The organism is Streptomyces cyaneochromogenes (assembly GCF_003963535.1).
Taxonomy (GTDB): Bacteria; Actinomycetota; Actinomycetes; order Streptomycetales; family Streptomycetaceae; genus Streptomyces; species Streptomyces shaanxiensis.
In genome coordinates, this window is record NZ_CP034539.1 from 1,667,198 (window position 1) to 1,685,371 (window position 18,174).

Annotated in this window: 18 protein-coding genes; 7 read left to right on the top strand and 11 right to left on the bottom strand. The window is 71.8% G+C overall.

Annotated features, from left to right (window positions below; genetic code table 11):
* Position 1: 1 nt before the first annotated feature.
* Positions 2-1,144: a cation diffusion facilitator family transporter gene (locus EJ357_RS07180; protein ID WP_126389786.1), complete on the top strand. Its 1,143-nt coding sequence runs from the start codon at positions 2-4 to the stop codon at positions 1,142-1,144.
* Between the two features lie 10 nt (positions 1,145-1,154).
* Here the strand turns inward: EJ357_RS07180 and EJ357_RS07185 are convergent, their stop codons facing one another.
* A complete protein-coding gene (locus EJ357_RS07185) occupies positions 1,155-1,712 on the bottom strand; it encodes a YbaK/EbsC family protein (protein WP_126389788.1) in 558 nt (185 codons plus the stop codon).
* A 43-nt stretch (positions 1,713-1,755) separates the two neighbouring features.
* On the bottom strand, positions 1,756-2,328 hold the full coding sequence (locus EJ357_RS07190) for a helix-turn-helix domain-containing protein (RefSeq protein ID WP_126389790.1): 573 nt from the start codon (positions 2,326-2,328) through the stop codon (positions 1,756-1,758).
* Positions 2,329-2,435: 107 nt separating this feature from the next.
* On the opposite strand from EJ357_RS07190, the gene EJ357_RS07195 reads away from it, so the two are divergent.
* Positions 2,436-3,293, top strand: coding sequence for a DMT family transporter (locus EJ357_RS07195; RefSeq protein WP_126389792.1), 858 nt, complete (start codon positions 2,436-2,438; stop codon positions 3,291-3,293).
* Positions 3,294-3,301: 8 nt separating this feature from the next.
* Here the strand turns inward: EJ357_RS07195 and EJ357_RS07200 are convergent, their stop codons facing one another.
* On the bottom strand, positions 3,302-4,099 hold the full coding sequence (locus EJ357_RS07200; protein ID WP_126389794.1) for an acyltransferase: 798 nt from the start codon (positions 4,097-4,099) through the stop codon (positions 3,302-3,304).
* A 110-nt stretch (positions 4,100-4,209) separates the two neighbouring features.
* Here EJ357_RS07200 and EJ357_RS07205 point away from each other — a divergent pair, with 110 nt between their 5' ends.
* The gene (locus EJ357_RS07205) at positions 4,210-4,740 is read left to right on the top strand and encodes a gamma carbonic anhydrase family protein (protein WP_126399267.1); all 531 of its coding nucleotides are present in this window, start codon (positions 4,210-4,212) and stop codon (positions 4,738-4,740) included.
* Between the two features lie 36 nt (positions 4,741-4,776).
* Here EJ357_RS07205 and EJ357_RS07210 read toward each other — a convergent pair whose 3' ends face one another.
* The 3 genes from EJ357_RS07210 to EJ357_RS07220 form a co-directional block, all read right to left on the bottom strand.
* Positions 4,777-5,421, bottom strand: coding sequence for a DedA family protein (locus EJ357_RS07210; protein ID WP_126389796.1), 645 nt, complete (start codon positions 5,419-5,421; stop codon positions 4,777-4,779).
* 74 nt (positions 5,422-5,495) lie between these two features.
* Positions 5,496-7,076: a carboxylesterase/lipase family protein gene (locus EJ357_RS07215; protein ID WP_228473003.1), complete on the bottom strand. Its 1,581-nt coding sequence runs from the start codon at positions 7,074-7,076 to the stop codon at positions 5,496-5,498.
* Between the two features lie 140 nt (positions 7,077-7,216).
* Entirely contained in the window at positions 7,217-9,070 is a 1,854-nt protein-coding gene (locus EJ357_RS07220) for a ricin-type beta-trefoil lectin domain protein (protein ID WP_407698470.1), read from the bottom strand.
* A gap of 362 nt (positions 9,071-9,432) precedes the next feature.
* On the opposite strand from EJ357_RS07220, the gene galU reads away from it, so the two are divergent.
* Complete coding sequence (gene galU, locus EJ357_RS07225; protein ID WP_126389798.1) at positions 9,433-10,389, top strand: UTP--glucose-1-phosphate uridylyltransferase GalU; 957 nt, start codon at positions 9,433-9,435, stop codon at positions 10,387-10,389.
* Positions 10,390-10,456: 67 nt separating this feature from the next.
* Here galU and EJ357_RS07230 read toward each other — a convergent pair whose 3' ends face one another.
* Positions 10,457-10,909, bottom strand: a complete 453-nt coding sequence (locus EJ357_RS07230; RefSeq protein ID WP_175647328.1) for a DUF4442 domain-containing protein — start codon at positions 10,907-10,909, stop codon at positions 10,457-10,459.
* Positions 10,910-11,083: 174 nt separating this feature from the next.
* Between EJ357_RS07230 and EJ357_RS07235 the strand changes: the two genes are divergently transcribed.
* The gene (locus tag EJ357_RS07235) at positions 11,084-12,397 is read left to right on the top strand and encodes an MFS transporter (RefSeq protein WP_175647329.1); all 1,314 of its coding nucleotides are present in this window, start codon (positions 11,084-11,086) and stop codon (positions 12,395-12,397) included.
* Here the strand turns inward: EJ357_RS07235 and EJ357_RS07240 are convergent.
* From EJ357_RS07240 to EJ357_RS07250, 3 genes are all read right to left on the bottom strand, one after another.
* Positions 12,359-13,204 carry a spermidine synthase gene (locus tag EJ357_RS07240; protein ID WP_175647330.1) on the bottom strand — a complete coding sequence of 282 codons (846 nt, stop codon included), beginning with the start codon at positions 13,202-13,204 and terminating at the stop codon, positions 12,359-12,361. The genes EJ357_RS07235 and EJ357_RS07240 overlap by 39 nt on opposite strands.
* A gap of 114 nt (positions 13,205-13,318) precedes the next feature.
* Positions 13,319-14,488, bottom strand: a complete 1,170-nt coding sequence (gene tuf, locus EJ357_RS07245; protein WP_126389802.1) for an elongation factor Tu — start codon at positions 14,486-14,488, stop codon at positions 13,319-13,321.
* A 317-nt stretch (positions 14,489-14,805) separates the two neighbouring features.
* Positions 14,806-15,528 carry a DNA alkylation repair protein gene (locus tag EJ357_RS07250; protein ID WP_126389804.1) on the bottom strand — a complete coding sequence of 241 codons (723 nt, stop codon included), beginning with the start codon at positions 15,526-15,528 and terminating at the stop codon, positions 14,806-14,808.
* 49 nt (positions 15,529-15,577) lie between these two features.
* Between EJ357_RS07250 and EJ357_RS07255 the strand changes: the two genes are divergently transcribed.
* A complete protein-coding gene (locus tag EJ357_RS07255) occupies positions 15,578-16,357 on the top strand; it encodes a TVP38/TMEM64 family protein (RefSeq protein WP_126389806.1) in 780 nt (259 codons plus the stop codon).
* A gap of 49 nt (positions 16,358-16,406) precedes the next feature.
* Here the strand turns inward: EJ357_RS07255 and EJ357_RS07260 are convergent, their stop codons facing one another.
* On the bottom strand, positions 16,407-17,576 hold the full coding sequence (locus EJ357_RS07260) for a thiolase family protein (protein ID WP_126389808.1): 1,170 nt from the start codon (positions 17,574-17,576) through the stop codon (positions 16,407-16,409).
* A 117-nt stretch (positions 17,577-17,693) separates the two neighbouring features.
* Here EJ357_RS07260 and EJ357_RS07265 point away from each other — a divergent pair, with 117 nt between their 5' ends.
* A complete protein-coding gene (locus EJ357_RS07265; RefSeq protein ID WP_126389810.1) occupies positions 17,694-18,164 on the top strand; it encodes a winged helix-turn-helix transcriptional regulator in 471 nt (156 codons plus the stop codon).
* The last annotated feature ends 10 nt before the right edge of the window (positions 18,165-18,174 follow it).

The following is an 18,174-nucleotide window of genomic DNA, read 5'->3' on the forward strand; positions in this document are numbered from 1 at the left end:
CGTGAGCGACGGGCACTCGCACGAGCACCAGGGCCATCACGGCCACCCTCACGAGCACGAGCACCACCACGGCCACAGCCACGGTCACGGAAACGGCCACGGTCACGGAAACGGCCACAGGCACGGCCACGGCCACCACGAGCACTCCCACACCCCGTCCCCCCTCCGCCACCGCCTCACCCACCTCCTCCGCCCCCACTCCCACGAAACCGCCGACAAGCTCGACTCCGCCCTGGAGTCCTCGGCCCGCGGCATGCGCGCACTGTGGGTCTCGCTGGCCGTGCTCGGGGTGACGGCGCTCGTTCAGGCGGTCGTGGTGGTCGTCTCCGGATCGGTCGCGCTGCTCGGCGACACGGTGCACAACACCGCGGACGCGCTGACCGCGGTACCGCTGGGCATCGCCTTCGTGCTCGGCCGGCGCGCGGCGACCCGTCGCTTCACGTACGGCTACGGGCGGGCCGAGGACCTCGCGGGCATCGCCATCGTGCTGACGATCGCCGCGTCCGCGGCGTTCGCGGCGTGGACGGCCGTCGACCGCCTGCTCGACCCGCGCCCGATGCAGCAGATCCCGGCCGTGGCCGCGGCGGCGCTCGTCGGGTTCGCGGGGAACGAATGGGTGGCCCGGTACCGGATCCGGGTGGGCCGCTCGATCGGCTCGGCCGCGCTGGTCGCGGACGGACTGCACGCCCGTACCGACGGATTCACGTCACTCGCCGTCCTGTTGAGTGCCGGGGGTGCGGCGCTCGGGTGGCAACTCGCGGACCCCATCGTGGGGTTGGCGATCACGGCCGCGATCACGCTGGTACTGCGGGACGCGGCACGCGAGGTCTTCCGGCGGGTGATGGACGCCGTGGACCCGGCCCTGGTGGACCGGGCCGAGGGGGCGCTTCGGGAGGTCGCGGGCGTGCGCGAGGTGGGCGAGCTGCGGCTGCGCTGGATCGGGCACCGGCTGCGCGCCGAGGTGGCGGTGGTCGTGGACGGCGAGGCGACAGTACGCCAGGCGCACGCCATCGCCGTCGACGCCGAACACGCCCTGCTGCACGCCGTCCCCCGGCTCACCGCGGCCCTGGTCCATGCCGACCCGGCACCGGCGCCGGGCGAGGCGGATCCGCATCTGGCCCTCGCCCACCACGCCACGGCCTGAGCCCAGGACCTCAGGCGACGCCGAGTCCTTCCAGTACGACCGCCCCCGGCAGCTCCGCGAACGCCTTGCCCGGCACCAGCAGCTTGCCCCGTCGGCGCCCGCTGCCGACCAGGACGTACGGCAGGTCGACGACGGCCGAGTCCACCAGCACCGGCCAGCCGTCGGGCAGCCCGATCGGGGTGATGCCGCCGTACTCCATGCCGGTCTCGCCGGTCGCCGTGTCCATCGAGGCGAACGACGCCTTGCGGGCGCCGAGTTGGCGGCGGACGACACCGTTCACGTCGACCCGGGTGGTGGAGAGCACGACGCACGCGGCCAGCGTGCTCTCGCCACCGCGCTTGCCCGCGACGACCACGCAGTTCGCGGACTGTTCCAGCAGTTCCTGCCCGTAGTGCTCGACGAAGACGGCGGTGTCCGCCCACTGCGGGTCGGTCTCGACGTAGACGATCTGGTCGGCGGGGACGCTGCCACGCCAGTGGCGTACGGCTTCGGCGACCGGGCCGATGAGTTCGTCGAGGCAGTCGGGGGCGGGGGTGGCGTTGTCGAAGTGTCCGATCGGCGCGTCCATGACCGCACGCTAACAGGCCCGCCGACACCGCCGGAGCGGGATCTCAGCGGGCGGGCGGGACCGAGACGGCCAGCATCCACTCGGTCGGGACGTCGCCCTGATTGCCGTACGAGTGCGGGGCGTCGGCCTCGAAGGTGGCGCTCGCGCCGGCCGGGACGCGGTACTCCGTGCCGTCGACGGTGAGGGTCAGTTCGCCCTCCGTGACGTGGACGATCTCGACGGTGCCGACGGGGTGCGGGTCCGAGTCGCTGCTCTCGCCCGGCATCATCCGCCAGTGCCACATCTCCAGCGGGCCGGGCGCCTCGGCACCGGCGAGGAGCCGGCTGTGACTGCCCGCGTCGGTGTGCCACAGCCGCACGACCTGGTCGGCCGGGACGACCCGCACCTTCGGCCCCTGCTCGTAGTCGAGCAGGGTGGTGATGCTGACCCCGAGCGCGTCACCGATCTTGACCACCGTGCCGAGGCTGGGGTTGGTGCGCGCCTGCTCGATCTGGATGAGCATGCCGCGGCTGACACCTGCCCGGGCGGCGAGCACGTCCAGCGTGAAGCCGCGGGCCGCACGCCAGTGCTTGACGTTGCGCGCCAGGGACTGGGTCAACAGGTCGAGGTCCGACACATTCCGTCCAAATTCCGGAGTTCAATATTCTGGATGACAGGGTCCAGCGTGCTGCACTACGGTGGGGTGCACCCGATCGTTCACCGAACTGTACTGCGAGGCACCCCGTGACAGCACTCTTCGCCCTGGCCACCAGCCTGCTGTGGGGACTGGCCGACTTCGGCGGCGGACTGCTGACCCGGCGCACCCCCGCGCTCACGGTGGTCGTCGTCTCGCAGGGAATCGCCGCGGTCGTACTCGGTGTGATCGTGATCGCCACCGGCGGCTGGAGCGAGGCCGGATCCCAGCTGTGGTTCGCGGTCGCCGCCGGTGTGGTGGGGCCGGTCGCCCTGCTCTGCTTCTACAAGGCGCTCGCGCTCGGTCCCATGGGCGTGGTCTCCCCGCTCGGCACCGTGGGCGTGGCCGTCCCGGTCGGTGTGGGCCTCTTCCTCGGCGAGCGGCCAGGTCTGATTCAGGTCGCGGGCATCGCGGTCGCCGTACTCGGCGTCGTGCTCGCGGGCGGACCGCAGCTGCGGGGCGCGCCCGTGCAGCGGCAGGCCATCCTGCTCACGCTGATCGCGGCCTTCGGCTTCGGCACGGTGTTCGCGCTGATCGCGGAGGCGTCGACCACCGTCACCGGCCTGTTCCTCGCCCTCTTCGTGCAGCGCGTGGTCAACGTCGCGGCGGGCGGCCTCGCGCTGTACGCCTCCGTGCGGCGGGGCGCCGCGGCCCTCCCGGAGGACGGCTTTCCCTGGCGCTCGCTGCCCGCGTTCGCCTTCGTCGGCCTCGCCGACGTCGCGGCGAACGGCACCTATGTGGTCGCCGCCCAGCACGGCCCGGTCACCGTGGCCGCCGTCCTGGCCTCGCTCTACCCGGTGGTGACCGCCCTGGCGGCACGTGGCTTCCTCAGCGAGCGGCTGCGTGGGATGCAGGCCGCGGGCGCGGGGCTCGCGCTGGTGGGCACGGTGCTGTTGGCGGCCGGCTGACGGCCGACTCAGGACTCCGCGGCAGGCTCGGCGAGTTCGGCGGCCGCCTTCTCGTCCAGCTCCGCCAGCCTCGCCGCCGTCTCCTCGTCCAGCTCGGCCAGCGCCTGCAGCTGCTCGGGGGTGATCCCGTCGGGTATCGGCACCGGCGCCGGGGTCCGAAGAGGCGGCTGCCAGCCGTCGCCGGGCGTCCAGCGCCGTACGACACGGGCGGGCGCCCCCGCCACGACGGCGTGGTCGGGCACCGTGCCCCGGACCACCGCACCGGCCGCGACCACGACGTTCCGCCCGATCCGCGCGCCCGGCAGGATCACGGCACCGGTGCCGATCCAGCACCCCGGGCCGATCTCCACCGCCTCCATCCGCGGCCACTGCTTGCCGATGGGCTCGTGCGGATCGTCGTACGAGTGGTTGGTGGACGTGACGTAGACGTACGGCCCGAAGTAGCAGTCGCTGCCGATGGTGACCGTCGTGTCGGCGATGACATGGCTGCCGCGACCCAGCACCACGCCGTCCCCTATGCGCAGGATCGGCTCCGGGCCCAGGTCGAGGTCGGGCATCAGACCGGCGGTCAGCGTCACCTGCTCGCCGACGATGCAGTGGGAGCCGAGGTGGATCCAGGGTTCGCCGAACACGGTGCCCAGCGGAAAGGCCAGGCGAGTGGCTTCGCCGATCGAGCCGAAGCGGAGGCGGCCGGGGTTCTCGGCGGTCACCGAACCCGTGCGCTGCGCCCAGGCCCAGGCCGCGTGGACGGCGCGCTGGGCGAGGCCGCGCCGCCAGGATGAGAACGTGTTCTTGCGCTTGGGCACGCGTTCACCGTACTGAGCATGCGGCGCACTGATGGGGTGGGAGGCCTGTGATCTTCGCCCTACCGGGTGGCGTAGCGTGCGTCTACGACGTGCGTGGTGAGGAGAGGGCGATGACGCAGAGAGCGCTGATCATGGGTATCGGGGGACGGGCACCGAAGATCGATGAGGCGGCATTCGTGGCCCCTATGTCGTCAGTGATCGGGGATGTGACGCTGGAGGCGGGCGCGAGCGTTTGGTACGGGGCCGTGCTGCGCGGCGACGTCGAGAGGATCTCCGTCGGCGCGAGCAGCAACGTGCAGGACAACTGCACGCTTCATGCCGATCCCGGCTTCCCCGTGACCGTCGGCGAGCGGGTGTCCATCGGGCACAACGCCGTGGTGCATGGGGCGACCGTTGGAGACGACTGTCTGATCGGGATGGGCGCGACTGTGCTGAATGGCGCCGTGATCGGGGCGGGGTCTTTGGTCGCCGCTCAGGCTCTGGTGCCGCAGGGGATGCAGGTGCCGCCCGGGTCGCTCGTCGCGGGGGTGCCGGCGAAGGTGAAGCGGGAGCTCACGGAGGAGGAGCGGCAGGGTGTGACGCTCAACGGGACCATGTATGCGGAGTTGGCGAAGGCACACCGGGACGCGCACGGGGCGTGAGGCCGTGCGCGGTCCGCGGGTTCCTTGCGGGGCGCTTCACTCCCCCGCGGCTACCGGTTCCGGTTCCTGATGGGCCACCTGGGCCTTCTTCGCCTTGCGCTTGATGATCAGCATCGACGTCAGGCCGATCAGGACCGCCGCCACCAGGCCCAGCCACGAGAAGCGCTTCAGCCAGGACTCGGCGACCACGCCCACGTAGTAGATGACCGCGGTCGTGCCGCCCGCCCAGAGGATGCCGCCGAAGACGTTGGCGATCAGGAACTTCCAGTACGGCATCCGCAGGACGCCCGCGAGGGGGCCGGCGAAGATGCGCAGGAGGGCGACGAAGCGGCCGAAGAAGACGGCCCACATGCCCCACTTCTGGAAGGAGCGCTCGGCGGTGGCGATATGGCCCTCGCTGAAGTGCTTGGGGAACTTCGTGCCCAGCCAGGCCAGGAGTGGGCGACCGCCCTTGCGGCCGATGGCATAGCCGATGGAGTCACCGATGATCGCGCCCGCGGTCGCGCAGGCGCCGAGCACGACGGGGTCGATCTCACCGTGCTGTGAGGCGAGCAGCGCCGAGGAGACCAGGATGATCTCGCCGGGCAGTGGGATGCCCAGGCTTTCCAGGCCGATGACCACGCCGACCAGCAGATAGATCGCCAGTGGGGGCACCGTTTCGAGCCATTCCTGGACGTGCAACGCCGCTTCCTCTCGTCTCCTGGACCCTGCGTTCCCGGCGCACGCTCACGGCCGTGAGCGTGCGCCGGGGCAGCCTACCCGTTCTGAGTGACGGTCTCGGCGTCCCAGAGGTTGCACCGGTGCTCACTGTGCACGGTGGCGCTCGTCTCATTCCCGCCGGCGGACGTGGTGCGCAGGGCCAGCACCGCCCCCGGCCGGGACGGCATCGCGGGCTGTCCCGCCGCGCGCGGCACCCCGTCCCGGACGAAGGAGCCCCAGTACTGGACCATCTGCCGCGCCAGCCTCCGCTGCTCGGCGTTCAGCGGTGACGGGAGGCCGAAGTGCTTGAAGAGGTACTGCACCTCGTTGACATGGGTCGCGCCGAAGTCGAAGTCCGTGCCGAGGTTGCGCAGGGACGCGAAGGGCGGGGAGGTGCGGTCGGCGAACTCGTACGCGTAGACCTTGCCGCGTCCGGCGAGTGTGGAGTCGAGGCGGAGGGCCGGGCAGGCGAACAGCTGGTCGCCCTGGGCCGTGGCGTAGGCGATGGTCGGTGCGGGGTAGGAAGACAGGGGGTAGCGCGCGAGCGCCTCGTCGCCGTAGTCCGCCCGCATGACCGTCGGGTACCGGTCGGCGGTGAGCGGGGTGCCGCTCAGGTCGAAGCGGGCGAATGCGAAGAGGCGCCCCTCGTCCTGGTTCGCGCCGTTCATGACCGGTACGCCGGCAGCGGCGCCCTGCGCGAACGCCTCCTTCGGCTGCCTCGGCAGGAACGCGCCGCCGGTCACCGGCGCCCAGTCGAACCCGCTCTGCGCCGCCAGGATCTCGGCGGGCGGCTTGGCCCGCAGACAGGCGACGTCGGCACAGCCGAGCTTCTGCGCGAAGGCGGCTCCCTGGGCCACGGCCGTCTCGTGCGTGCGCGCACCGCAGTCGCCGTACGCCCCGCTCTGGATGATCCCGGCCCGGAACAGACCCTTCGCCGTCGGCGAGGCCAGCTGGGTGCAGACCGAGCGGCCGCCCGCCGACTCGCCCGCGATGGTCACACGGCCCGGGTCACCGCCGAAACGGCCGATGTTGGCACGGGTCCAGCGCAGCGCGGCCTGCTGGTCGAGCATGCCGAAGTTGCCGGACACCTTGTCGCGGGCCTCTCCGTCGAGGCCGGCCGTCGCGAGGAAACCCATCGCCCCGAGGCGGTAGTTGACGGTCACGACGACCGTGCCGGTCTGCCGGGCGAAGGTGTCGGGGACGACGTCCTGGCCGGCCCCGGCGGTGAGCCCTCCGCCGTGGAACCAGACCAGGACCGCCCGGCGGGCGGAACCTTCGGGTGTACGGGCCTTTTCGGGGACGTACACATTGAGGTCGAGGCAGTCCTCGGTGTGGCTCGGCCGCTCGTAGCCGGGGTCCCAACTCGCCGCCTGCACACACTTGTCGCCGAAGTCCTGTGCCGTACGAACGCCTTGCCAGGGCTTGACCGGCCGCGGCTCCCGCCAGCGGAGTCCCGCGACGGGCGGCTCGGCGTAGGGGATGCCGAGGAACTGCCGTCCCTCGGCGGTGGTTTCACCCTGTACCCAGCCCGCGTCCGTGCGGACCACGGGGTCCTCGGTGGCCTGCGCATGCGCGGGCACGGGAATGATGAGCGGCGCCGCGAGGGCCAGCAGCGCGATGGACAAACGACGTAACACCGGTCCACCTCCACATTCGTCCGCAGTTGAAGGAACCACGTTGTGAGGCGCTGGTGACGCGTGTCAACGAGGCGGACGAGAAACGGCCGAATGATGGCAGCACGAGAAGGAGGGGTCACCCCGGCGGGGTGACCCCTCGACTAGCGGACGGCGGTGCCGAGCGCCGTCGTGGCGGTGTCCACGACGGCGGACACCGTGGCCGGCACCTCGGCCGGCAGGGCCACGACGGCATCGACGGGGTCGGCCGGGGCGGCGGGCTCGGCCACCTCACCGGAATCGTCCTGGACGTACCGGGTCTCGTACTGCGGCTCCGGATGGTCCGACGGCCCGTCCGGCTCGCCCTTCGGGGACTCGGGCTTGGGCGGCCCGGGGACCGCGGCACCCGGCTTCTCGGACTCGGACTCGGGCTCGGGCTCGGACGCCGCGGGCTCGCCGCCCTCCCCTTCCTCGTCCGGCTTCCCCTTCTCGGCTTTCAGCTCGGGCGTCGTCTCGCCCACGCCGGCCGGCCCGCCGCCGAGCAGCCAGCGCTGCGCCTCGGATCCGTCCCGTTCGGCGAGCACCACGCTGTCGTCGTCACCGGAGGCGACCGCCAGCCCTCCGGACCGGCGCGGCAGCAGCTCCCCATGGACGGTGAGGTCGTAGCGCACCTCGCCGGCGTGCGCGAGGCAGTTGGCGAGGACGACCGTGCCCTTGTCGGCGTCGGAGTCCAGGCAGAGGGTGGGGTCGGCGGCGCTGCGCAGCAGGCCGCTGTCCTGGTACGACCACTGCTGGGACGCGGCGGACGAGCACTGCGCCAGCTCGGCCCGGGCACCGGTGCGGATCTCGCCCTTGCGGAGGTCCAGGCACAGGCCCCGGTCGACATTGCGCAGCCTGCCCAGGGCGATCTCGACGGGGTCCTCGGCCGAGGCGGCCGACGGTGAACCGCCTGTCGAGGGTCTGGCCACCGTGCCCGGGCTGACGGACTTGCCGCTGGGCACACCCCAGGTCGCCTGCGCGTCGGGGACACCGCTCTCCTCGGACCAGCCCTTGGCGGTGAGCACCGTGACGAGCAGGGCGAGGGAGGTCAGACCCACGCCCAGGGCGAGGCCCTTCGCGCGTCCGCGCGGCGCGACGCGCTGGTCCGGACGGTGCCGTCCGCCGCGTCGGGGGCGGTCGCACGACGCGGGGCCCACGCCGCCCCGTCCGGGCCGGGAGCCGAGATAGCGCCGGGCGCCCCAGCCGAGCACGGTTTCGGCCAGCAGCACTTCGAGTCCGCCCTCGAAATGGCTGAGCTGCTCGGCGGCGTGACGGCAGTATCGGCATTCCATCAGGTGCTGTTGCACATCGGGCAACAGAGCCCCGCCGCGGCGAATGGGGACGTCGAGGAGGCGGTTGTAGTAACGGCATTCCCGGGTGGGTGCGAGTTCGCGGTGGGCGCGGACGCAACCCGCCCGGAATTGCTCCCGCACTCCCTCCATCGCGGCCGACGCGGTGCTTGTGTCCACCCCCAGCAGACCGGCGGGTACGGTTATCGGTTCCGCCTCGACCTCGGTGTGCCAGAGGAGACATTGCGAGGCGCCCGGAAGTGCCCGGAATGCGCGCTCGGCGATGTGGCGCCTTTCGGGCGTCACGGACCGTGCGGCGCGCAGCCCGCGCCCTCCGGTGGGTTTGCCGAGTTCCGGCATCAGGGCGGAAATTGCGCTGTCGGCCGCCCACTCCTTCACCAGGTCCCGTACGGCGGTGAGGAGTTGGGGGCGCAGCGCGCCGTCGCCCGGTCGGCCGAGCACGCGATGGAACGCCGCGGCGGCCACCAAGGAGGCCGAACTCTCGGTGGACACGAGGCAGATGGCCGCGTAGTCGTGAACGGCGCGCCAGTGGCGCGCCATCAGCAGCGCGACGGCATGGCCGTCCGTACCGGTTTTGCTCAGGTTCGCCAGGAGATCGCGGTCGGACCCTCCGGGGCTCACCCCGGGCCGTGGCGGGTACGGCGGTCGTGGGGGGTAAGGGGATTGCACTGAACCATTTCCTTCCCAGCCTCAGGACGCCCTGGGGAATGCGCGTCCGTCGGAAAGCAGGTGCGTGATTGGTGCGTACCTAGGCCGCGCGTCATCTGTGGAGCGGCTATCGGGCCGCTCACTTTCGCACAAGCGCTGCACAGGAAACAAGAAGTTCGAGTGACCATCGTTCAAGAGGCAGAGAATTCAGGAAAGTTACCGGCGGTATCCGCACCCGCATTCGAAGCCACGGTCAGGCCGTGCGCCAAGTTGTGTGCAGGTAAAGACCATTGGTCCACAGAATCTTCAACTCCGCGTACCGCACAGCAAGCTCCGAGGTTTCTCTCGGCCTGCTCTCATCCCCGTACTCCAGCATGGGCCGCATGATCGTCCCCCACACGACACCCACCCCCGATCCGGACCGCACGGCCCGTACGGTCCGCAAGGCGGTCGTCCCGGCGGCGGGCCTCGGCACCCGGTTCCTGCCCGCCACGAAGGCGACCCCGAAGGAGATGCTGCCGGTCGTCGACAAGCCGGCCATCCAGTACGTCGTCGAGGAGGCCGCGGCGGCCGGGCTCGACGACGTACTGATGATCACCGGCCGGCACAAGCGGGCCATCGAGGACCACTTCGACCACGCCTTCGAGCTGGAGCAGGCGCTCGCCGCCAAGGGCGACACCGTACGGCTGGACGCGGTGCGCGACCCGGCCCGGCTCGCCGACATCCACCACATCCGCCAGGGCGACCCGCTGAGCCTCGGCCACGCGGTGCTGTGCGCCCGCCATCACGTCGGCGACCAGCCCTTCGCCGTCCTGCTGAGCGACGACCTCATCGACCCGCGCGAGACCCTGCTGAGCCGGATGGTAGAGGTCCGCGAGCGCCGCGAGGGCAGTGTGGTCGCGCTCATGGAGGTCCCGCCGGAGCAGATCCACCTCTACGGCTGCGCGGCCGTGGAGCCGTCCGGTGAGGACGGCGTGGTCCGCGTCACGGGCCTGGTGGAGAAGCCGTCACGCGAGGACGCGCCGAGCCGCTACGCGGTCATCGGCCGCTACGTCCTCGACCCTTCCGTCTTCGACATCCTGGAGCACACCCCGCCCGGCCGCGGAGGCGAGATCCAGCTGACCGACGCGCTGCAGGAAATGGCGGCGGGCGGGACGGTCCACGGGGTCGTCTTCGACGGGCTGCGCTACGACACCGGCGACAAGGCGGACTATCTGCGCACGGTGGTGCGGCTGGCGTGCGACCGAGCGGACCTGGGGCCCGAGTTCACGGCCTGGCTGAAGGAGTTCGTCGCGGGTCTGGAGAACGCCGGGGCGGAACGCGAGCGGCTCGCCGCCTGAGCCGCAGCGGTCCGGAAAGCGATCAGGAGCCCCACACGGGGCCCCCGCTCGCTGCCGTGCGACCGGCTCAGCTGTTCGGACGCAGCGTCCAGACGACGATCATCTCGCCGGTGACGGCGCCGTCCCCGCGCTGGATCTCGATCGCCACGGGGAACTCCGGCCGCTCCCCTGCGTCCAGCTCCGCGACGACCTCGGCGGCCGGCCGGCCCAGGGTCGCGGTGGCGGTCACGGCGCCCATGGCGAGCTTCTTGTAGGAGATCTCGGCTCGCACGGCGAGCGGCACGGCACGCGAGAGCTGCTCGCCGAACGCGGCCAGCACGATGGCCCCGCTGGCGGACTCCCCGAGCGTGAACATCGCGCCGGCGTGCGGCCCGCCCACGTGGTTGTGGTAGTCGCTCTGGTCCGGCAGGGCCACCACGGCCTTCTCCGGCGTGGTCTCCAGGAACTCGAGGTTCAGGGTCCGGGCCATGGGCACGGTGGCGGCGAGCATCTCGCCGATGGACATCTGGTCTGCGCTCATGACGGTCATGTTACCCATGAGTAGGATCCAGGGAAGAGGCTGAACCCGATGTGACGAGCGTCGTATCCGCACCGGGCCCCGGCGCAGCCCGTCCGAGCCCGGCGAGTGGCCCCATCCGGCCCGTGACCTGCAAATCGATTGGCAAAACGGAGGCCGTACGGCGATAGTCGGCCGGTGACCTCCCCCGCCGACCTGCCCCGCCCCTCCCAGCGTCCCTCCCGCCGCCCCGCCTGGGCGGGCCGCAACTACAGCCTGCTGACCGCCGCCGCGTTCGTCACGAACCTCGGCAGTCACGGCGCGCTCGTCGCCGCCGCGTTCGCGGTGCTGGAGACGGGCGGCGACGGCGGTGACGTGGGTCTGGTGGCCGCCTCCCGCACCCTGCCCCTGGTGCTCTTCCTGCTGATCGGCGGCGCCGTCGCGGACCGGCTGCCCCGGCACCGGGTGATGGTCGCGGCCAACGCCCTCAACTGCGTCTCCCAGGCGGCCTTCGCCGTGCTGGTCCTCTCCGGGGAGGCGCGGCTGTGGCACATGATGCTGCTGACCGCCCTCGGCGGCACCGGCCAGGCGTTCTTCAGCCCCGCGGCCGAGGGCATGCTGCTGTCGTCGGTCAAGGGGGACGAGGCGAGCCGGGCGTTCGCCGTCTTCCGGATGGCGATGCAGGGGGCGTCGGTGGGCGGCGCGGCGCTCGGCGGTGCCATGGTGGCCGCGATCGGGCCCGGCTGGGTGCTGGCGGCGGACGCGGCGGCCTTCGCGATCGCCGGGGCCATGCGGGCTTTCCTCGACGTGCGTGACGTTCCCGAGCGCACGCCGGGCGGCGGCATGCTCGCCGATCTGCGGGAGGGCTGGCGGGAGTTCGCCGGCCGGCCGTGGCTGTGGGCCGTCGTCGTCCAGTTCTCCCTCGCCAACGCGGTCGTCGCCGCGGCCGACGCGGTCTACGGCCCGCTCGTCGCCCGGGACCACCTCGGGGGCGCGGCCCCGTGGGGCCTGGCCCTGGGCTTCTTCGGCGCGGGCACGGTCGCCGGCGCCCTGCTCATGACCCGCTGGAAGCCCCGCCGCCTGCTCCTCGCCGGCACCCTGTGCGTCTTCCCGCTCGCGCTCCCCTCCGCCGCGCTGGCCGTGCCGGTCCCGGTCACCGTCCTGTGCGCGGTGATGTTCGTGACCGGCGTGACGCTGGAGGTGTTCGGCGTCTCCTGGATGACCGCGCTCCATCAGGAGATACCGGAGGACAAGCTGTCCCGGGTCGCCGCGTACGACTGGTTCGGCTCCGTCGCCCTGGTCCCGCTGGCGACGGCACTGGCCGGCCCGGCGGAGACCGCGTTCGGGCGCACGACCGCGCTGTGGGGCTGTGCCACGCTGATCGTGGTCGTCACGGCGGCGGTCCTGTGCGTCCCGGACGTACGCAACCTCCGGCGCCGTACCAAGCAGGTGACCGCGGGCGGCCCGGTCGACTCAGCCGATACTGAAAGCCCCGTCCGGGGGCTCGGGTGACGCTACGGCGTCCTCGTCCCGCACCGGTCGCGCGCCGCCGATGAACTCCCGCAGGGCGGGCCCGTGTTCGACCCTCGCCGGAAAGGCGTCGGAGGCGGTGAGCCGGGCCAGGGCGGCCGTGTCGACGGGCCGGTGCGCGGCGACCAGCACCGCGTTGCCGAACCGCCGCCCGCGCAGCACACCGGGCTCGGCGATCAGCACGAGTTCCTCGAACAGCGTGGCGTAGGTGGCGAGTTGGGAGCGCAGGAAGGCGAAGGGCGCGGCGTCGGCGAGGTTCGCCAGATAGACGCCGCTCCCCCGCAGCACCCGCTCCGCGTGCCGGGCGTAGCCCACGGACGTCAGATGAGCCGGCACCCGTGACCCCCCGAAGACATCGGCGACCAGTACGTCGACGGAGTCGTCCGGCGCCGCTTCCAGCCACGCCCGGGCGTCCCCGGCGTGCAGCCGTACGCCGTCCCCGTCCGCGACCGGCAGATGCTCGACGACCAGCTCCATCAGCCCCCGGTCCGCCTCGACGACATCCTGCCGCGAACCGGGCCGGGTGGCCGCCAGATACCGGGGCAGCGTGAGTGCCCCACCCCCGAGATGCAGCACGTCCAGCGCCCGCCCCGCCTCGGCGACGGTGTCCAGCACATGCCCCAGCCGCCGCGCGTACTCGAACTCCAGATACGTCGGCTCGTCAAGATCGACGTACGACTGGGGCGCCCCGTCGACGGTGAGCAGCCAGGCCCGCTTCCGATCGACGTCGGGCATCAGCTTGGCGGTGCCGTAGTCGACGGGCCGGGTGACGGGTATGGGTTCGCTCACCACCTCATTGTGCCGGGCCTTTAGTCGCCGGGCCCTGGAGCGCCCCGTCAGGGGCGCGGGGAACTGCGCGACCAGCCACAACGGCCCCGCAGTCCCCCACGAACCGCACCACCCTCACACGACGGCGGTCACGGTCCCCGCGCCGACGGTCCTGCCACCCTCACGGATGGCGAATCCGAGCCCCGCCTCCAGCGGAACGTCACGCCCCAGCTCAACGGTCATCGTGACCGTCTCCCCGGGCCGCGCGACCCCCACCTCACCGAGGTCGATGTCACCGACCACATCCGCCGTACGGATGTAGAACTGCGGCCGATACCCGCTGGCGACCGCCGTCGTACGACCGCCCTCACGCGCGGACAGCACATACACCTGCGCGGTGAAGCGCCGACCCGGCACGACACTGCCCGGCACCACGACGACATGCCCCCGCCGGACGGCGTCCCGTGGAACCCCGCGCAGCAGCAGCGCCACGTTGTCCCCCGCCTGCGCCTCGTCCATCGGCTTGCCGAACGTCTCCAGGCCGGTGACCACGGACTCCAGTCCGGCCCCCAGCACTTCGACCCGGTCACCCACCCGCACGGTGCCCCGCTCGACCGCGCCGGTGACCACCGTCCCCCGTCCGGTGATGGTGAGCACGTTCTCGACGGGCAGCAGGAACGGCGCGTCCACATACCGCTCCGGCATCGGAACGTACGTGTCCACCGCGTCGAGCAGCGCCTCGATCGAAGCCGTCCACTTCGGGTCCCCTTCGAGGGCCTTCAGCCCCGAGACCCGTACGACGGGCGCGGCGTCGCCGCCGTAGCCGTGCTCGGTGAGCAGGTCGCGGACCTCCAGCTCGACGAGGTCGATGAGCTCCTCGTCGCCCGCGTCGGCCTTGTTGAGGGCGACGACGATGTGGTCGACGCCCACCTGCCGGGCGAGCAGCACGTGTTCGGCGGTCTGCGGCATGATGCCGTCGAGCGCGGAGACGACGAGGATCGCCCCGTCGAGCTGCGCGGCGCCGGTGACCATGTTCTTGACGTAGTCGGCGTGACCCGGCATGTCGACGTGCGCGTAGTGACGGGTGTCGGTCTCGTACTCGACGTGCGCGATGTTGATGGTGATGCCGCGCGCGGCCTCCTCGGGCGCCCGGTCGATGCGGTCGAAGGGCACGAACGTTCCCGACCCGCGCTCGGCGAGGACCTTGGTGATGGCGGCGGTCAACGTGGTCTTGCCGTGGTCGACATGACCCATCGTGCCGATGTTCAGGTGTGGTTTGGTGCGCACGTATGCCGTCTTGGACATGGCTGTACCTCGAAGTCTCTGCGAAGGAGAAGGGGACCCCAGCGATTCGCCGACCCTCCCCCTGCGGGGTCCGCCGGACTTTCCGGAGAGGGTCAGCTTCGGGCGCCGTCGACAGCAGCCAGGAAGACGGGAAAGGCAGCCTTCGGGGCATCCGCGACCGCGGATGCTGCGAGAAGGAAGGCGTACCGGAACATGACGTCGATCATTGCCGACGCTTTGCCCGACGTCGAATGGTTTTTCGCGGTACGGGACTGGGCGGTCTACAGGACTCGGCGGTACGGGACTGGGCGGTCCACAGGACTCGGCGGTACGGAACTTCAGGCGCCGACGTTCTTCAGCGCCTCCCGCACCGACAGCGGCGCGAACCGTCCCCGCTCCCGCGCCAGGAAGTCCCGTACGGCGTCCGGGTCGGTCTTGGCGTACTCGCGCAGGCACCAGCCGATCGCCTTGCGGATGAAGAAGTCGGGGTGGCCGGACTGGCGCAGGCAGTAGGCGAAGAGGCGTTCGGTGTCGGTGTTCTCCTTGTAGCGCAGCTGGTGGAGCAGGGCGGTGCGGGCGACCCACAGGTCGTCGTCGACGATCCAGGCGTCCATGTCCGCCGTGAGCTTCGGGTCCACTGTGACGAGCCCGCCGACGACATGCGCGGCAAGCAGGTCCACCGTGTCCCACCAGGAGACGGTGGTGATCAGGTGCCGGGTGACCGGCAGGAAGCCGGAGGAGCAGCGCCCCACATGGCGTCGCAGATAGTCGATGGCGAAGTAGTGGTACTCGCGCTCGGGCAGCTGCCAGCAGCGCAGGGCCACGGCGGTGCAGTCGGTCTCGTCGGGGCGGGGTGTGCCCTGGACGACGGTGCGGGACAGGGCGCGGCGCTCGGGCGTGGGGATGCCGAGGAACGGGGCCACGTCCTTCATGTACGCCCGGGCGGCGACGGCCCGCTCCGGGTCCGCGGCGGCGGCGTACGCGGCGGTGAGCCGCTCCAGGACCGTGTCGGCCAGAGCACTGCGGGGAACTTCCAACGTTCCCTCACCTGTGACGCGCATGAGACGAACCATACGGCGATCACACAACTTCGTCGGTTACTGTCGCCGAATGCTCGATGCCACCACCCGCTCTGGGGGCACCGCAACGGCCTCTTCTGCAGCCGCCGCCACGGAGCTCACCGTCCCCGCGCCGCTGCCGGTGCCCGCACCCGCGGGCTTCGCCACGCGCTGCACAAGAGTGCTGCTCTCGCCCTGGGCGCGGCTGTCCCTGCTCGTCCTCCTGCTCGCGGCGGCCGCGTCGTCGGTACTGCTCTTCGAGCCGCAAAAGCTCCTGGCGAACGGCTGGCCGCCTCAGGTCGAGGGCGCGGCCGCGGTGGTGTTGTTCGCGGTGGCGTACGGGCTGATCACGGTGGCGTTCGTGCCGCGGCCGCTGCTGAACCTCGCGGCGGGCGCGCTCTTCGGCTCCGAATGGGGCATCGGTACGGCCCTGGCGGGCACCGTGCTCGGCGCCGGTCTCGCCTTCGCCCTGGGCCGGCTGCTCGGCCAGGAGGCGCTGCGCCCGCTGCTGCGCGGCCGGTGGCTGACGGCGGCGGACAACCAGTTCAGCAAGCACGGTTTCCGCTCGATGCTGGCGGTGCGGCTGTTCCCCGGGGTGCCGTTCTGGGCCGCCAACTACGCCGCCGCCGTATCCCGCATGGGCATGCTTCCCTTCCTGCTCGCGACGGCACTCGGGTCGATCCCCAACGTCGCCGCGTACGTCGTCGCCGGCGCCCGGGCCTCCACACCGACGTCCCCGGTGTTCCTGATCGCGGTGGCCGCCATCGCGCTGCCGGCGCTGGCGGGCGCGGTGGTGGCCTGGCGCAAGCGCCACCACCTGCGCCGCCGCTGAGCCGGTCGGATCGAGCGCCGTCCGACGCGCCGCCGCCGAGTCGGACGGGTCAGACCGACTCGATGATCATCGCGTTGGCGAGTCCGCCCGCCTCGCACATCGTCTGCAGGGCGTAGCGGGCGCCGCGTTCGCGCATCGCGTGGACCAGGGTCGTCGTCAGCCGGGTGCCGCTCGCGCCGAGCGGGTGGCCGAGGGCGATGGCGCCGCCGTGCACGTTGACCTTGGCGAGATCGGCGCCGGTCTCCTGCTGCCAGGCCAGGACCACACTGGAAAAGGCCTCGTTCACCTCGAAGAGGTCGATGTCGTCGAGGCCCAGCCCCGCCCGACGCAGCACCTTCTCGGTCGCCGGGACGACTCCCGTGAGCATGAGGAGGGGGTCGGAGCCGGTGACGGCGAAGCTGTGCAGCCGGGCGAGGGGGCGCAGGCCGAGTCGGGCCGCCGTCTCACCGGAGGTGATCAGCACGGCGGAGGCGCCGTCGTTGACGGGGCTGGCGTTGCCCGCGGTGACGTTCCACTCGATCTGCGGGAAGCGTTCGGCGAAGGCCGGGTCGTGGTAGGCGGGCCTGAGGCCGGCGAGGATCTCAGGGGTGCTGCCGGGTCGTACGCACTCGTCGCGCGAGACGCCCTCCAGGGGCGCGACCTCGGCGTCGAACAGGCCCTTCTCCCAGGCCTCGGCCGCCTTGCGATGCGAGGAGACGGCGAAGGCGTCCATCCGCTCGCGCGTGAGTGACCACTTGGCGGCGATCAGCTCGGCGCTGATGCCCTGCGGGACGAGGCCCTCCGGGTAGCGCTCGGCGATGCCGGGACCGAAGGGGTCCTTGCCGGGCGGGACGTTCGACCACATCGGCACCCGGCTCATCGACTCGACGCCACAGGCGACGACCAGGTCGTACGCGCCCGAGATGACGCCCTGGGCGGCGAAGTGGACAGCCTGCTGGGAGGAACCGCACTGGCGGTCCACGGTGGTCGCCGGGACCGACTCCGGGAAGCCCGCCGACAGGGCGGCGTAGCGGGTGGTGTTCATGGCCTGCTCGCCGACCTGGTCGACGGTGCCGCCGATGACGTCGTCGATCAGCACCGGGTCGACGCCGGAGCGCTCGACGAGGGTGCGCAGGGTGTGGGCGAGGAGCTGGACGGGATGGACGTGCGCCAGGGAGCCGTTCGGCTTGCCCTTGCCTATCGGGGTGCGTACGGCTTCGACGATGACTGCGTCACGCATGGTGCGGGCCCTCTCGACTACCGGTGAGTAGGAAATCCGAACTCACCCTAGCCCGGCGAGTTTGAAAATCCAACCCACCAGGGTTGGAAAGTCGGACCCTCCCCTAAACTGAGCGCCATGGCCGCCACCAAAGACCCGCGCCCCTGTTCCATCGCCGACGCCCTGGCGCTCGTCGGCGAGAAGTACTCCCTGCTCGTCCTGCGCGAGGTATGCCTCGGCAACGGCCGCTTCGACCAGCTCGTGCGCAACATCGGCGCCCCGCGCGACATCCTGGCCACCCGGCTGCGCCGCCTCGTCGACGCCGGCATCCTGACCAAACGCACCTACAGCGAGCGCCCCCAGCGGTTCGAGTACCGGCCCACGCAGGCGGGGCTGGAACTGGAGCCGGTCCTGATGACGCTCATGGCATGGGGCGACCGCCATCTCCGCAAGGACGACGACCGCCCCATGGTGATCGAGCACATCTGCGGCAACGAGCTGATCCCGGTCGTCACCTGCCGGGCCTGCGGCGACGCGGTGCGCCACGAGGACCTCACGGCCCACCCCCAGGTGCCGGGATGGGCGGTGACGGGGCCGACGGCGGCGTGAAGCCGCGATG